A 15,932-nucleotide genomic window follows, 5' to 3' on the forward strand; every position below is an offset into this window, starting at 1 on the left:
GGTGCCCCCCTCCCGCGAATGGGAGAGGGGCGGAGGGTTAACTGGCCAACCGCTGCTCGCGCATTTCGCGCTCCTGCTCGGTTGCCAGCCGGGCCTCCTCCAGCGTCATGCCGGCCTTGTTGTGGGGGGTCGGTTTGCCGTCGGCATCCAGCGCCACGAACACGATGCGCTCCACCTGGATGATCAGCTCGCGGCTCTGTTTCTTGCGTGCCTCGCAGCGCACCGTGAGTGAACTGCGGCCGATATCCACCACTTCGAAGCCGAACTCCACCACGTCGCCGCAGAAGGCCGAGCTCACGAAGTCGATCTCCGACATCAGTTTGGTGACCACCATCGGTGTTCCCATCTGGCAGCCGGCGAAAATCGCCGCCTCCTCATCTATCCACGCCAGTAACTGGCCGCCGAACAGCCGTTGAGCCGGGTTGAGATCGCCGGGTTTTACGAAGTGACGTGAGTAGTATTTCATGATTACCTCTTTCATTTGAGCTGAAGGCTTCTTGCCCGGAAAGGCGCTTGCCTGGGGTGTAGTGCCACTGTCCGTAGTGGGCCCGTCGGGAGTGGGGTGCCGGCGCCGCCGGTAGATGCTCCCACAAGGATAGGTGCACTAAGCGTGCCAAAAAGAGATTACATAAAATGCATCGATCTCCGTGAAATCGGCGCCATAGCGGGGGACGCTGCGACTCGGGCCGGCACCGGCAGTGGGCGGCTGCCCCGTTTTGGGAGCGGGCGCTTTGGCCGGCCACGGGGATATTCTGGACAGCGGTTTGCCCGGCGTGCGAACCCGGCTATGGACTGGCCGGGAATCCTCCTTAGAATGGGCGGCCAAAATGACCGATTGACCACGCCTGCCGCTGCCCCAACGCAGCGGGGGCGGTTCCCAGACGCGAAGGGAGAGAACCGAGGCATGATCATCAAGCCGAAAGTGCGGGGCTTTATCTGTACCAACGCCCACCCGCAGGGCTGTGCCGCCAACGTGCGCGAGCAGATCGAATACATCCAGTCCCAGCCGGCGGTCGAAGGCGGCCCCAGGAATGTGCTGGTGGTGGGCGCTTCCACGGGCTACGGCCTGGCATCGCGTATCACCGCGGCATTCGGCTGTGGCGCCAGCACCCTGGGGGTGTTCTTCGAAAAACCGCCGACGGAAAAGCGCACCGCGTCCGCCGGCTATTACAACGCCGCGGCGTTTGAAGAGGAGGCCCACAAAGCCGGTCTCTACGCAAAGAGCATCAACGGCGACGCCTTCTCGGATGAGGTTAAGGCCCAGGCGATCGAGATGATCAAGCGCGATATGGGCAAGGTGGACCTGGTGGTTTACAGCCTGGCCTCACCGCGGCGCAAGGATCCCAAGACCGGCGAGCTGCACAGTTCGGTACTGAAGCCGGTGGGCAAGTCCTATACCTCCAAGAGCCTGAATACCGACAAGCTGGAAATTTCCGAACTGACCCTGGAGCCGGCCACCGACGAGGAAATCGAGTCGACCGTTAAGGTCATGGGCGGCGAGGACTGGGAGCTGTGGATGGATGCGCTCAGTGACGCCGGCGTACTGGCGGACGGCTGCCAGACGGTTGCCTACACCTATATCGGCGAAAAGCTTACCTGGCCCATCTACGGTCGGGCCACCATCGGCAAGGCCAAGGAAGACCTGGACCGCGCCGCCCGGGCGATCACAGGCGGCGGCCAGGCCGATGCCCATGTGGCGGTGTTGAAGGCCATCGTCACCCAGTCCAGTGCCGCAATTCCGGTGATGCCGCTGTACATCTCCCTGGTTTACAAGGTGATGAAGGAAGAGGGCACACACGAGGGTTGTATCGAGCAGCTCTACCGCCTCTACACCGAGGGCCTCTACACCGACAGCCCGCGCCTGGACGACGCCGACCGTTTCCGCATGGACGAAAAAGAACTGCGTCCGGAGACCCAGGCCAAGATCGAGAAACTGTGGCCGCAGGTAACCGAGGAAAACCTGTTCGAGTTGACCGACTACAAGGGCCATCACGAAGACTTCCTGAAGCTGTTTGGCTTCGGCGTCGACGGTGTCGACTACGATGCCGATATCAGCCCGCTGGTGGAAGCCGATTTCCAGTAAGTCCCCCGCCGACTACCACGACGATGAGGAGCGGCCGTCGGCCGCTCCTACAACTCCCGGTCCCGAACCTGCATAATTCCGTTTTTGTTTTCGAGGAGTCCCTCCATGGAATACCGCCAACTCGGCAAAACGGATCTGAAAGTCAGCCTGATCTGTCTCGGCACCATGACCTACGGCGAGCAGAACACCGAGGCGGAGGCTTTCGAGCAGTTGGACTACGCGCTGGACCGGGGAGTGAATTTCATCGACTGTGCCGAAATGTACCCGGTGCCACCGCGGCCCGAAACCTTCGGTCGCACCGAGGCGTACATCGGCAACTGGCTGGCGGCGCGCGGCAACCGCGACAAGGTGGTGCTGGCCACCAAGGTGACCGGCCGCGGCGCCGCCAACTCCGGAGTGGCGCATATCCGCAGCGGCCCCCGGCTGGATCGGGCGCAGATTCTCAAGGCCTGCGACGACTCGCTGGCGCGCCTGCAAACCGACTATATCGATCTCTATCAACTGCACTGGCCCGAGCGACAGGCGAATTTCTTCGGCCGCCTCGGTTACCGGCACAGCGATGACGACGGCATCGCCATCGCCGAGACCCTGGATGCCCTGGATGAGTTGGTGAAAGCCGGCAAGGTGCGCCATATCGGTCTCTCCAACGAGACGCCCTGGGGCATGCACCGTTACCTGCGCCTGGCCGCACACGGCAACAAACCGCGAATCGCCTCCATCCAGAATCCCTACAGCCTGCTGAACCGCACGTTCGAGGTGGGCTGTGCGGAAATGGCAATCCGCGAGCAGTGCGGCCTGCTGGCTTATTCTCCCCTGGGCTTCGGTGTGCTGTCCGGCAAGTACCTCGGTGGTGAAAAGCCGCAGGGGGCGCGCCTGACCCTGTACGAGCGTTTCCAGCGCTACACCGGCGAGCGCGCACAGGCCGCCACCGCGGCCTATGTCGAGCTGGCGCGGGAGTTCGACCTGGAGCCGGCGCAGATGGCGCTGGCGTTCGTGAACCGGCAACCGTTTGTGACCGCGAATATCATCGGCGCCACCACCATGGATCAGCTGCGCAGCAATATTGCCAGCGCCGATATTGCGCTCGATGATGACCAGTTGGCCGCAATCGAGTCAGTTCACGCCGGCAACCCGAACCCGGCGCCCTGAGCGCTATACTTGCGACAACGGTTTCCCGCCGGCTTCTCGGCGGCGGGCGCATCTGCGGGGAGCGACAGACAATGGAAATCAGCGGCTTTCACTCACTGAACGATCTCTTCGCCCAACTGGGCCTGGACTCCGACGACCCGGCGATCGAGGAATTTCTCGAGCGCCACCACCTGAGCGGCCAGCAGCACCTGTCCGAGGCGCCCTTCTGGTCCGACGGCCAGCGCCGCTTCCTCGAGGAGGCGATACTGGACGATTCCGACTGGTGCGAGGCGGTGGACGAGCTGGATACGCTGTTGCGCCACTGACTGACAGTCACTTTCCCGATGGGCGAACGCGAGGTTCGCCCCTGCGGCTCCCCGCCGCTATAATGCGCCGCTTTCCCCGGCGGCAGATAACAAGTTTCGATGGAAAAACCCCGCTTCCGCGCCGAGCTCCTGCATCCGCGCTACTGGCCCACCTGGCTGTTGTTCGCTCTCTGGTTCCTGGTCGCCCAGTTGCCCTACCGTTGGCAGTTGGGGCTGGGGCGGCTGCTCGGCCGCCTGATGATGCGCCTGGCATCCAGCCGGCGCACCATTGCCGAGCGCAACCTGGCGCTCTGTTTTCCCGCCATGACGGAGGCCGAGCGGCAAAAGCTGCTGCGCCGCAATTTCGAATCCAGCGGTATCGCGGTGGTGGAGACTGGCATGGCCTGGTTCCGCTCCAGCGACTGGCTGCGCAAGCGCCTGACGGTGGAGGGGCTGGAACACCTGCGGGCGCCCCAGGCCCGGGGGCAGGGCGTTGTGCTGATGGCGATGCACTTCACTACGCTGGAGATCGGCGCCGGCTTCATGGCCATGAACCACAAGGTAGATGGCATGTACCGGCCGCACAAGAACCCGGTCTACGACTATATGCAGCGCAAGGGGCGCGAGCGCCACGGCGAGGATTCCGAGGTCTACCAGCGCAAGGATGTGCGCGGCATGCTGCGCGCGCTGCAACGCGGCCGCGCCGTCTGGTATGCACCGGACCAGGATTACGGTATCAAGCAGGGCGTGTTCGCGCCGCTGTTCGGCGTGCCGGCGGCAACGGTAACCGGCACCTCGCGCTTCGCCCGCGTGGGCCGCGCGCTGGTGGTGCCCTACACCGTCATCCGCCTGGATGGGGATGCCGGCTATCACATGAAGATCTATCCGCCGATCGAAGAAATTCCATCCGGCGACGAACTGCGGGACGCGATACTGGTCAATCAGTTTGTCGAGGCGCGTATGCGGGATAATCCCACACAATATATGTGGGTTCATCGTCGCTTCAAGACGCGCCCGCAGGGCGAGCCGGATATCTATGAGGGTGTGCGCAAGAGAAAGCGGAAGAAGCGCAGGAAGAAGACCCGCTAATCGCCTCTGGCATAGATCCGGCGCGCTCAGTAACATACCGGTCTCATTTTCGGTGGCAGAGACGGTGCGAAAGTAAGGAGTTAGGATGTTTTCCGGCAGTATGGTGGCGCTGGCTACCCCAATGTACACAGACGGCGGCCTGGACTGGGACAGTCTGCACAACCTGGTTGAATGGCATATCGAGCAGGGCACACGGGCCCTGGTGGCCGTGGGCACCACCGGTGAATCCGCCACCCTCGACGTCAACGAGCACCTGGAGGTCATCCGCCGCGTCGTGGACCAGGTGGCCGGGCGTATCCCGGTGATCGCCGGTACCGGCGCCAACTCCACCACCGAGGCCATCGAGCTGACCGAGACCGCCGCCAAGTGCGGTGCCGACGCCTGCCTGCTGGTGACCCCCTACTACAACAAGCCCACCCAGGAGGGGCTGTTCCAGCACTACAAAACCGTGGCCAAGGCCGTCGCCATTCCGCAGATCCTCTACAATGTGCCCGGTCGCACTGCCGTCGACATGCTGCCGGAGACGGTCCGGCGCCTGGCCGCGATCGGCAATATTGTCGGCATCAAGGAAGCCACCGGCGATATGGAGCGCGCCCGCGTACTGCTGGACACGCTGCCGGAAGATTTCGCCCTCTACTCCGGCGACGATGCCACCGCACTGGAGCTGATGCTGATGGGCGGTCACGGCAGTATCAGTGTGACTGCGAATGTGGCACCGGCCGCCGTGGCGCAGATGTGCGAAGCGGCCCTGAACGGCGATGCGGAAACCGCCCGCGCCATCGACCAGCGCATCGAGATACTGCACAAAATGCTGTTTGTAGAGGCCAACCCCATCCCGGTGAAATGGGCGCTGCGGGAAATGGGCCGTATCGACGGCGGTATCCGGCTGCCGCTGACCACTCTCTCCGCGGAGCACCACGCCTCGGTGCGCGAGGCTCTGCGCAGCGCGGGTGTTCTCTGAGCCCGCGAATCGGGAATCAACCAGGATAGTAATAATGACAAGATTGATCGCTGGAGCCGCAGCCTGTATCGCCGCTATGGCGCTGACTGGTTGTGGCATGTTCGGCAACGAAGGCTATTTCCGCGACCGCAGCGACGATTACCAGCTGGCCTCCAGCCTGCCGCCGTTGCAGATGCCGGAAGGCGTCACCGAGAAACACCAGGAAGAGCTCTACGAGATTCCGCAGGTCGGTGCCGGCGAGCTCGAGAGAGGTGAGTTCGAGGTGCCGCGGCCCCAGGCGTTGTCGGTCAATATCGGCGCCGACCGGGTCAAGATCCAGAAGCTGGGCAACCGCCGCTGGGTGCTGGTTTCCCAGCCGCCGGAAGAGGTCTGGCCGCAGCTGCATTACTTCCTGCGGACCTCCGGCCTGCAGCTGGCCTCATCCGATGCCAGCGCCGGGATCATGGAGACCACCTGGCTGCAGTTCAAGGAGAGCCCGGAGACCAAGGACAGATATCGGCTGCGGGTTGAGTCCGGCGTACAGCCGGATACCACCGAAATCCATGTGCGCCACCTGTCGGTGTCGGCCGAGACTCCGGCGGACGCTGGTGTCGACTGGCCGCAGCGCTCCACCAGTCCCGAGCGCGAGGGCTGGATGATCGACGAAATGTCCACGGCCCTGGCGGCTGAATCCACCGGCGCCGCGGCCTCGCTGCAGGCCCAGGCCATCGGTGGCGGCTCGGTGAAAGTGCAACTGCAGGAGCCGGCGGGCAAAGAACCCTTTATCGCCATGGACCTGACCATGGATCGCGCCTGGGCCACGGTGGCACACGCGCTGAATGTCGGCGCCTACCGCCTGCACCGCGAGGACGACCAGATCGGTCTCTTCTACGTCACCTACGACGAGGATCGCGAGCTGACCGAAGAGGATGATGGCGGCTGGTTCTCCTGGGGCGATGACCAGGGCGAAGACGAGCTGGCCGCGGAAGCGGAGAAAGTCACATTGCAGCAGGTGCTGGCCAATATCGAGATGGACAGCGATGCCCAGCCGGCGCTGTTTACCGGTGTCCAGGGCCTGGGTGGCGGCGCACCGGACGCGAAAATTCCCGGCTACCTGGTGGTGGTACGCGGAGCCAATGACACCATCGAGGTGCGTGTGCGCGACATCCACGGGCAGCCGCTGTCTCGCGCCAAGGCCTCGAAACTGTTGATGTCCATCCGCCAGAACCTGATCTGAGGGCGCCGTTTCAATGGCGCTCAGATTCGCTTCGCTGGGAAGCGGCAGCAAGGGTAACGGCACCCTGGTTGCCAGCGGCGACCATTGCCTGCTGGTGGATTGTGGTTTTACCATCAAGGAGACCGAGCGGCGCATGGCGCGGCTCGGCCTGTCGCCCGCCGATCTGAGTGCCATCCTCGTCACCCACGAACACAGTGATCACCTCTCCGGTGTCGCGCCGCTGGCGCGAAAGTACAAGTTACCCGTCTACCTGACGCCCGGCACGCTGCGCGCGCGAGATATCGGCAAGTTGCCGACGGTACATCTGATCGAGGGCCACCGGCCATTTGCGGTGGCCGATATCCAGGTTACGCCGGTGGCGGTCCCCCACGATGCCCGCGAGGCCGCGCAGTTCGTCTTTCGCCACTGCGGTGCGAGCCTCGGCCTGCTCACCGATCTGGGAACCGTGACCCCGCACGTGGAGGAGCAGTTCGGCGGCTGCGATGCCCTGGTATTGGAAGCCAATCACGATCCGCGCATGCTGGCCCAGGGGCCCTATCCGCCGTCACTGAAGCGCCGCGTCGGCGGGGCCTACGGCCATCTCAGCAACCAGCAGGCCGCCGGTTTCCTGCAGCGGGTCGGCTGCGAGGGGCTGCAGCACCTGGTGGTGGCTCATATCAGCGAGAAAAACAATACCGTCGAGCTGGCCCGGGAGGCGCTGGCCAGCGCCGCCGAACAGGTGGCCAGCTGTATCTTCGCCTGTCAGCAGCAGGGCTTCGGCTGGTTGGATATCGAAAAGAAAAGCTGACGTCGATGTGCTGTCTTCAATCGAACACTCTGCCAATCGGCCTGCCGGCACAGAGCCCGCGCCCCTGTCCGGGGACGCCGGGGCTGCACGGCGAGGTCAGTCGGGGCCTGTAGGCGCGAGCTCTCTGTTCGCCCGCCCCACAGGTGGCAGTGGAACTGTGGGGGAATTAAGGAATGGAAACGCTACTGATCTACCTGGCGGTCGGCGCCGCCGCCGGCACCATTGCCGGCCTGTTTGGTGTCGGCGGGGGATTGATCATCGTGCCCGCGCTGGTACTGGTCTTCACCGCGCTCGGTATTGCCCCGGAAATCCTCACCCATATGGCCGTGGCGACCTCCCTGGCCACCATCGTCATCACCTCCCTCAGTTCCATCCGCACCCACCACCTGAAAGGGGCCGTGGACTGGTCGATTTTCCTGTCCATGACGCCGGGAATCCTGCTCGGCTCCTGGCTGGGCGGAGTGACCGCCCACTGGCTCCCGGGTACCTGGCTGCAGTTGCTCATCGGTATCTTCGCGCTGGTGATCGCGATGCGAATGTGGCTGGCGGGCAGGCGCCACGCACAACTGGCGGAGAACGGCGAGCGGCTGCCGGGGGGAGCCGTGCTGGCTGGTGCCGGCGCTGTGATCGGTTGGGGCTCGGCCATTTTCGGTATCGGCGGCGGTTCCCTGACGGTGCCCTTTCTGTCGCACTGCCGCGTACAGATGCAGCGCGCAGTGGCCACCTCGGCCGCCTGTGGTCTGCCCATTGCCGTGGCCGGAGCCATCAGCTTTGCGGTACAGGGCTGGGGCGAACCGCTGTTGCCCGCCTGGAGCAGCGGTTACATCTATTGGCCGGCCTTCGCGGGAATCGTACTGGCCAGTGCCATCTTTGCCCGCTTCGGTGCCCAGCTCGCGCACCGGATGTCACCGCAACTGCTGAAGAACTGCTTTGCCGGTCTGCTGTGTGTGATCGGGGTACGCTTTATCTGGCTGAATGCGGGACTGCTGGCTATCTGATACCGGAGTAGCCCGGATGGGCCGAAGCGGAATCCGGGAGACCATCGCGACAATAAAAAAAGGCCACCGGGCTACCCCGGTGGCCTTGGTGACCGCAATTGCGGTCCGGCGTGGGCCCTTAAACGGCCCGGGCTTCCGCCTCGCCTTCACCGATTTCCTTTTTTCCTTCCGCGAGCCCTTCCCATTTCTTGGACTTCAGGCTGATCAGCGCGATCACGGCGCCGATGCCGATACTGAATACGGCGATCTGCAGGTACAGGTTCGGCAGTTCGGATACATTCTCCGGATCGAAGTTGCCCGCCAGCAGGCCGGCGATGATATTGCCGATGGAGTAGGTGAGTACAAACACACCCATCATCTGGCCGGCAAAGCGGCGCGGCGCCAGTTTACTCACGGCACTCAGGGCCACCGGGCTCAGGCAGAGCTCGCCCACCGTGTGGAGGAAGTAGGTGGCCACCAGCCAGTAGGGCGCCACTTTCAGGCCGGCGGCGGCGTACTGTGCGGCAAAAAACATCACGATAAAGCCGCTGGCCATGATGATCAGGCCCACGGCGCACTTCATGCTGTAGGACGGGGTGATCATGCGCTTGCCCAGGCTGATCCACAGTGCCGCGAAGAAGGGCGACAGCAAAATAATGAACAGGGCGTTGGCGCTTTGGAACCAGGAGGCGGGCATTTCGAAATCGCCCAGCAGCCGGTCGGTGTAGTCACGACCGAACAGGTTCAGGGAGGAGCCCGCCTGTTCAAAACCGGACCAGAAGCAGGCAGAGGCGAGACACACCAGGAACAGCGCCCACATCTTCTTCTTTTCACCTTCGTTCAGTTTGCCGGCGAAATAGATGAAGCCGAAATAAACGAAAAAAGTCAGGGTGAAGGCGATAGCGACATACTGCGCTACCATCACCGGGTTGATGGAGATGATTCCGGCCAGTGTCAGGCCGGTGATCAGCGCTGCGGCTGCGACGGTAGCGCCGATGATGCGCCAGGCGTTCTTCTCGCCTGCCGGTGTCATCGGGCTCACCGGCTTCAGGCTGGCATCGCCCAGGTTGCCGATGGTGTGGCGGTACTGGATCAGGCCGATAGCCATACCCACCGCGGCGGCGCCGAAGCCCCAGTGCCAGCCGACGCTCTCGCCAAAGTAGCCACAGATGAAGTAGCCAAGTATGGAGCCCAAATTGATGCCCATATAGTAAAGGGCGTAGCCGCTGTCCCGGCGCACGTCGTCTTCACTGTAGAGCTGGCCGACCAGCGCGCTGATATTCGGCTTCAGCAGGCCGGTGCCGGAGGCCACCAGGATCAGGCCGATAAAGAAAGTGCTGTCGTGCGGAATGGCCAGTACGATATGGCCGCACATGATAACGATGCCGCCGTACCAGATGGTGCGCTGGCCGCCCAGCAGCCGGTCTGCGATCCAGCCGCCCGGCAGGCCGAGGAAGTAGACGGCACCGGTATAGAGGCCGTAGATGGCAGCGGCCGTGGCCACGGTGAAGGTCAGGCCCTCTTCCTGCAGGCTCGCGGTCATGAAGAGCACGAGCAGGGCACGCATGCCGTAGTAACTCATGCGCTCCCACATTTCGGTGAAGAACAGGGTCGAGAGACCTTTCGGGTGGCCGAAGAAACCGGCGCTATTCTGATGCGTAGTCGACGACATAAGCTGATGTTCCCGTTGTTATAGCTTTAATCTGAAGTCACGGATTCAGGATTAACCGGGCATTCCTTCTCTTTTGGAAAGTGCTCCCGGGTTTCAGTGCCAGCATAGAACGAATCAACTCCACGCGCGCACCGAGAGAGCACAGAGGTTCCCTGCCCTGTGCTTTGGAAGCGTCTCCGCTCGTCTCGCCGGGCCGCGCGGGCCCTGTAGTGGCGTCGGAAACCTCCCAATGGATCTGTCCGAGTGTAACAGTTGTATGATAATCAGGCGACTAGTTACAGGTGAAACCGTGTGATTTACCCCGAGGGTATTCACAGGGAGGCCGTTTAGTGATAAATCCTGCAACAACATTTCCAAGTAGGGGATAATAATGATGAAGACCCCGTCAGTTCTCGCTGTATGCCTGCTGGTTTCCGCCTGTGTCAGTGTACCGGTACCAGAACAGTCGCCCGATACCGCCGGCGCCTTGAGTGGCGATGCGATCCTCGGCGAGCCGTTTCGGCCCGATCAACTGCCGGAAGACCGGCCGCTGTCCCTGCCGCCGGAAATGCGCAGCTATCTGGCCTCCATTGCCCCCGACCAGCGCCCGCAGCAACGGCTCGCGGCGCTGATTCGCGCCTTCGAAAAGCGGGAATTTACCGTCGAATACGATGCGGGCAGTACCCTGACGGCCTCGGAGACTTACGACCAGCAGCGGGGCAACTGTATGGCCTTTACGCTGATGATGGTGGCCATGGCGCGGACGCTCGGTGCAGAAGCCTACTTCAACCAGGTGGAGGTGCCGCCGGTATGGAGTCTCGATGACGAGACTGAGACCTTCGTCACCTACCGGCATATCAACATGGTGTCGGAGAGCAGTCGCGGTCGCCGCGTGGTGGATTTCGACCTGGCCGCCTACGACCCGGTCTACGACCAGCGCAAGCTGTCCGACACCGAGGCATTTTCCCAGTACTACAGCAACCGCGGTATGGAGCTGATGCAGCAGGGCAGACCCGAGCGCGCGTTCCTGTACCTGCGCAGGGCGCTGCAGCTGAATCCGGCTGACAGCGATCTCTGGTCCAACCTGGGGGCGCTGTACAGCCGCTTCGGCCACGGGCGTGAAGCGGAGCAGAGCTACCTGTATGCCCTGCAACTAGAGGGAAGCCACCTGCTGGCGATCAGCAACCTTGAACGGCTGTACCGGAACGACGGTCGCATCGAACTCGCCGACGCCTACGCCCGCAAAGCCCGCTACCACCGCGAGCGCAACCCCTACTATCTCTACTACCGGGCCAGGAATGCCTATGAGCGGGGCGAATATGGGCAGGCGCGGCAACAGTTGCGGCGGGCACTGTGGCGCTACGAGGACGATCACCGTTTCCATTTCCTGATGGGGTTGGCCAATTATCGATTGGGGGAGATGGAGAAATCCCACGAGAGTTTTCTGGAGGCCTTCTCGTTGGCGGGGAATGCGGCTACCCGGAATGCTTATATGCGGAAGTTGGATTATCTGAAGCGTGAGGTGGAATAGGTCGCTCGGTAGGCCTGTCCTGTCAGGGAAATAATCATTACAGGACATCTGTCTGCGGAATAGCCGCCAAAACAGAAAGGGGCGCCGAGGCGCCCCTTCCAGATTACGACCGATAACGTCGTTGCGTGGAACTAGAACTGGTAGCTGACACCGGCCCAGGCGTAACGACCACGGAAGTCGTACGAGCTGTTCCAATCGCTGTAGCCGGAACCGTCAGTGGGCTCGCGGTCATTCAGGTTGTCGATACCACCGCTTACGCGGACGTTCTCGTTCACATCCCAGCCTGCACGAAGGTCAAGGTAGGTGTGGGAGGGCATGTCGCGGTCGGGGCTCTCGCCGTTACCCAGGTAACGAACATCCAGGCCCAGGTTCCAGTCGTTGTTTGCATACCAGGTCACGCCGGTCAAGCCGCGCCATTTCACGTACATACCACCGGTATTGCTGATATAGCCCAGCCAATCACTGGTCTGTTCAGTCTGCTCGTTGTACTCATCGTACTCCAGTAGACGGGTGGCCTGCAGACGCAATGCCAGTTGACCTGCGTTGAAGTGGTAGTTGTTGGTGATATCCAAGTCGATACCGCGAGTGCTGATCTCGCCGATATTCATCTTGGCGCCTTCCAGGTTGACGATCTGGCCACTGTCCCCGCGGTTGATGGAAGCACAAGCAGTGGCAATACCTTCGCGGAAGCAATCATCCAGCATCAGCTGCAGATCCGGAGAGGTGATCGCGTTTTCAACCTGGATATCGTAGTAGTCCAGAGTGATGGAGAGGTCGTCGACAAATGCCGGAGTCCAGACCATACCGAGAGTGTAGGACTCGGCTTCTTCCGGCCCCAGTTCCTGGTTGCCGCCGATATTGGTTGGGATCTGGCTGCCAGCCTGTTCGAAGCCCGGTCCCACTTCCATTCCCGGCAGTGCGGCGTTGCCACAGTAGGCACCCTGGCCTTTCTCATTGGCGTCGCTGGTATCGCAGGGGTCGGTAAGAGTCTCGTAGCTCTGTGCGGTGCCGCTGTACAGCTCGTAGATACCCGGTGCACGGAAGGAGGTTGAGGCACTTGCACGGAAGCGCAAGTCTTCAACCGGTGCGTATACCAGGCCCACTTTGCCGGTGGTTTCACCGCCGAAAGTGTCGAAGTCTGAGTAGCGCACGGCAATATCGGTGCTCAGCTCTTCTGCATAGGCAGCTCCGGACAGGATTGGCAGATTGAATTCCGCGAACACCTCGGTAACGGAGTAATCACCCTCGGTTGCATCCTGCTGGTTACCGAATGTGGAGCCGTCCTGGGTCTGCTGGCTGGGATTGAACTCGCCGGACTCCTTGCGGTATTCGACGCCGGTTGCAAATCCGAGCGCACCGCCCTGGAATTGAATGGCCTCGATATCACCGGTCAGGGAGAGGCCGTAGTTTTCCAGTTCATACTCGTTGTCTTCGCGGTCGGTGTAGCGCATGTAGTCGATGACGTCAGAGCTCATGCCCCCGGCGAATACCGGCTCAATTCCCGCTTCGCCATTCAGGATTTCTTCCAGCTTGGATTTGCTGTAGGAGTTGGCGATAACATTTTCACCTTCGTTCTTGCCGTAGCTGGCGAAGGCATCCCAGCTCCAGCCATTGGCCAGATCGCCACGAAGCCCAACCAGGCCGCGGAAAGTTTCGGTTTCCTGCTCATAGTCGCGGGGACCACCGGCTACCGGGCGGGAATAGAGGCTGCTGAAACCTGCGACGCCGTCTTCACTGAGGGGGTGAGACCAAGTGTCGCCCGGGTAGGGGTTTTCCTCGTCATCCATATCGCTACCGGCAGCGACCCATGCGTCGTAGGCTTCCTGCCATTTCGCCTGCAGCTCGGCCTTGATATCGTCTGGCAGATGCTGTTCCGGGTCGATCTCAAAACCGTTGGCAGCGTACATCGGCTGCGCAGCCAATTGCTGGTTGGTGGTTTTGGTGGTGTAGCTCGCTTCACCGTAGAGCTCGACTCTGTCGGTAATCGAGAAATCGCCAGCAAAGTTAGCGCTGGTGCGTTCCATAGCGCCAGACAGCCACATGAACTGACCGATATCGTAAGAGGTGGTACCTTCGTTGAGGGAACCGTCTTCACCTACCGAGAAATTGCCGTAGTTAGTATAGATATTCCCGGTTGGGGTCAGGGAGCTGTTCAGGCTTGCCCAGTCCCGGTCATTGTAGGTGATCTCATCGCGCTGGCTGTGGGTAACATTACCAATGAAGCTACCGCGAGCGCCTTCTTTACCGAAAGTGATGGACAGTTCACCATTCTCGCCGCCACCTTCAGTGGTAGCACCGCCACGGGCACTGATCTTCACGCCGTCAAACGACTTTTTCATCACTACGTTGACGACACCGGCAACGGCATCAGAGCCGTATACGGCAGAGGCACCGTCGGTCAGAACTTCGACACGATCGATCATATCAACCGGGATGTTGTTCATATCGACTGCAGAGCTAACGCCAGAGCTCGATGAAACGAAGCGTCGGCCGTTAACCAGGACCAGGGTACGTGCAGACTCCAGGTTGCGCAGGTCAACAAACGCCAGGCCCATGCCACCGTTGTTGTCATTGGAGTTGATGCCCTGAGTTCCCATTGAAGGAAGTTCTCTCAGTAGCTCGTCAATGGTGCCAACACCGGAACGGCTGATTGCTTCGGAGTCAACAATAGTAATAGGGCCAGTGCTGGACAGCGGATCGCGGGCAATACGCGAACCGGTAACGATTACCTCTTCAACGGCCGGGCCCGGAACCGCGTTCTGAGCAGCTACATCTGCGGCAGCGATGGTGCCCAGGGCAGCGATAGCAACGCTCAATTTGGTCTTGATCATAGTGCATCCTTTTATGTACTTAGGGTACTTATAATGCGTTTATTAGCATGTAGCATTTAATGCGCGGGCTGACTTTAATGCATTGAATAGAATTATGGAACTATCGTGACAAGGAGGTATCACGTTACACCAAGGTGAGGTAGGTTAAATATTGCTCTTGCTGTGTGATTTTTGAACCACAAGAAAGCTATATATCCGTTTTAATCCCTTTAAAAGATTAAATAAAATTATAAATTAATGGTTTGTTAGTATGCATGTTTCAATTGTTGAGTCATCAAGTCGCCAGTCGAATTGTTTAAAAATCAACCTTTTCCGGCTGGGTGATCGGAGAGGAAGATATTTGACTGTAACAGGGGATGAAATTGGCTAAAAAATGAGCATTCTGTGGGCCGCTCATCAACAAGAAGAATGGAGGGTTAGCCGAGGCTCTGTTTTACGCCGTCGAGGAACAGTTGCACGGACAGCATCACCAGCACCATCCCCATCAAACGCTCGACAGCGATCAGGCCGCGATTGCCGAGCAGGCGGGCCAGAGGAGCGGAGGATAGCAGGATCACCGCTGAAACCGCCCAGGCTCCGAGCAGTGCCAGTGTCCAGTCCATCAATTGCTCCCCTCCACTGTTTGTCATCAGCATCAGGATCGCCATGGTAGAAGGACCCGCCACCAAAGGCACCGCCAATGGAACGAAGAAGGGTTCCCCTTCCAGCCGCTCTCCCATAATGCCGCCCTCGCTGGGGAAGACCATGCGTATTGAAATCAGGAACAGGATGATTGCACCGGCGATGCGTATGGCCTCCTGGGACAACCCGAGCCATGCCAGTACGAACCGCCCGCCGTAGAGGAAGGCCAACAACACGATCAGGGCGAAGATCAGCTCGCGCATGATGACGTAGAGCTGGCGGCGCTGGGGAACGGTTTTGAGGGCTGCCAGGAAAACTGGGATGTTGCCCAAGGGGTCCATGACAAACAGCAACGTCAGGAATGCAGTCAATGTGTCCATTTGTTATCCATGTTACGGTAAGGTTATCGTTGACTTGCTGCGCAAATAGGTGGCACTAATTCTATAGTGTTGTAGCTGCTGTGGGGAAGCTCCTTGAGGTCTATATGCTTCAGGAGGTTGTGTTGACGACTGAAGCTTGGCTGCACTTGTCACGGTATGGTTCTCCTCTCAAGTTGACGAATTTTAGATGTACTTCGAGATCGGAACTAAATTGATAAACCTAGTGGGCCGCTCGCAAAGTTAGGTAACAGTTCACTTCGCCAAATCGCCCAGCTCTGCGCTGAGGAAGCTTGAAATAACGCTGCTATTCCATCGCTTTCTCGCCGTCATCTAAACGATTTGGCTGTACTCCTTTGTTACCGAACTTTACAG

General features: G+C 60.6%; 13 protein-coding genes. 9 read left to right on the forward strand and 4 right to left on the reverse strand.

The window, feature by feature from the left end; genetic code table 11:
* Positions 1 to 37 precede the first annotated feature (37 nt).
* On the reverse strand, positions 38 to 466 hold the full coding sequence (locus tag MWN76_RS04270) for an acyl-CoA thioesterase (protein WP_250459597.1): 429 nt from the start codon (positions 464 to 466) through the stop codon (positions 38 to 40).
* A 438-nt stretch (positions 467 to 904) separates the two neighbouring features.
* On the opposite strand from MWN76_RS04270, the gene fabV reads away from it, so the two are divergent.
* The 8 genes from fabV to MWN76_RS04310 all read left to right on the forward strand — a co-directional run bounded on the left by fabV (position 905) and on the right by MWN76_RS04310 (position 8,567).
* Positions 905 to 2,083 carry an enoyl-ACP reductase FabV gene (gene fabV, locus MWN76_RS04275; RefSeq protein WP_250459599.1) on the forward strand — a complete coding sequence of 393 codons (1,179 nt, stop codon included), beginning with the start codon at positions 905 to 907 and terminating at the stop codon, positions 2,081 to 2,083.
* A 105-nt stretch (positions 2,084 to 2,188) separates the two neighbouring features.
* Positions 2,189 to 3,232, forward strand: a complete 1,044-nt coding sequence (locus MWN76_RS04280; RefSeq protein WP_250459600.1) for an NADP(H)-dependent aldo-keto reductase — start codon at positions 2,189 to 2,191, stop codon at positions 3,230 to 3,232.
* Between the two features lie 71 nt (positions 3,233 to 3,303).
* The gene (locus MWN76_RS04285; RefSeq protein ID WP_250459602.1) at positions 3,304 to 3,537 is read left to right on the forward strand and encodes a DUF2789 domain-containing protein; all 234 of its coding nucleotides are present in this window, start codon (positions 3,304 to 3,306) and stop codon (positions 3,535 to 3,537) included.
* Between the two features lie 99 nt (positions 3,538 to 3,636).
* Positions 3,637 to 4,605, forward strand: a complete 969-nt coding sequence (gene lpxL, locus MWN76_RS04290; protein ID WP_250459604.1) for an LpxL/LpxP family Kdo(2)-lipid IV(A) lauroyl/palmitoleoyl acyltransferase — start codon at positions 3,637 to 3,639, stop codon at positions 4,603 to 4,605.
* 85 nt (positions 4,606 to 4,690) lie between these two features.
* Complete coding sequence (dapA, locus tag MWN76_RS04295) at positions 4,691 to 5,566, forward strand: 4-hydroxy-tetrahydrodipicolinate synthase (protein ID WP_250459605.1); 876 nt, start codon at positions 4,691 to 4,693, stop codon at positions 5,564 to 5,566.
* 34 nt (positions 5,567 to 5,600) lie between these two features.
* On the forward strand, positions 5,601 to 6,782 hold the full coding sequence (bamC, locus tag MWN76_RS04300) for an NlpB/DapX family lipoprotein (RefSeq protein ID WP_250459607.1): 1,182 nt from the start codon (positions 5,601 to 5,603) through the stop codon (positions 6,780 to 6,782).
* Between the two features lie 13 nt (positions 6,783 to 6,795).
* A complete protein-coding gene (locus MWN76_RS04305; RefSeq protein WP_250459609.1) occupies positions 6,796 to 7,569 on the forward strand; it encodes an MBL fold metallo-hydrolase in 774 nt (257 codons plus the stop codon).
* Between the two features lie 173 nt (positions 7,570 to 7,742).
* Positions 7,743 to 8,567 carry a sulfite exporter TauE/SafE family protein gene (locus MWN76_RS04310; protein WP_250459611.1) on the forward strand — a complete coding sequence of 275 codons (825 nt, stop codon included), beginning with the start codon at positions 7,743 to 7,745 and terminating at the stop codon, positions 8,565 to 8,567.
* 118 nt (positions 8,568 to 8,685) lie between these two features.
* On the opposite strand, the gene MWN76_RS04315 is transcribed toward MWN76_RS04310, so the two are convergent.
* Positions 8,686 to 10,218 (reverse strand): peptide MFS transporter, encoded by a 1,533-nt coding sequence (locus tag MWN76_RS04315; protein ID WP_250459613.1) that lies wholly within the window; start codon positions 10,216 to 10,218, stop codon positions 8,686 to 8,688.
* 370 nt (positions 10,219 to 10,588) lie between these two features.
* Between MWN76_RS04315 and MWN76_RS04320 the strand changes: the two genes are divergently transcribed.
* Positions 10,589 to 11,728 carry a tetratricopeptide repeat protein gene (locus tag MWN76_RS04320; protein ID WP_250459615.1) on the forward strand — a complete coding sequence of 380 codons (1,140 nt, stop codon included), beginning with the start codon at positions 10,589 to 10,591 and terminating at the stop codon, positions 11,726 to 11,728.
* Positions 11,729 to 11,859: 131 nt separating this feature from the next.
* Here MWN76_RS04320 and MWN76_RS04325 read toward each other — a convergent pair whose 3' ends face one another.
* Together MWN76_RS04325 and MWN76_RS04330 are read right to left on the reverse strand one after the other, a co-directional pair.
* Positions 11,860 to 14,559, reverse strand: coding sequence for a TonB-dependent receptor plug domain-containing protein (locus MWN76_RS04325; protein WP_250459616.1), 2,700 nt, complete (start codon positions 14,557 to 14,559; stop codon positions 11,860 to 11,862).
* Positions 14,560 to 14,975: 416 nt separating this feature from the next.
* Entirely contained in the window at positions 14,976 to 15,560 is a 585-nt protein-coding gene (locus tag MWN76_RS04330) for a MarC family protein (protein WP_250459618.1), read from the reverse strand.
* Positions 15,561 to 15,932: the final 372 nt, after the last annotated feature.

It is taken from the genome of Microbulbifer litoralis, assembly GCF_023634065.1.
Classification (GTDB): domain Bacteria; phylum Pseudomonadota; class Gammaproteobacteria; order Pseudomonadales; family Cellvibrionaceae; genus Microbulbifer; species Microbulbifer litoralis.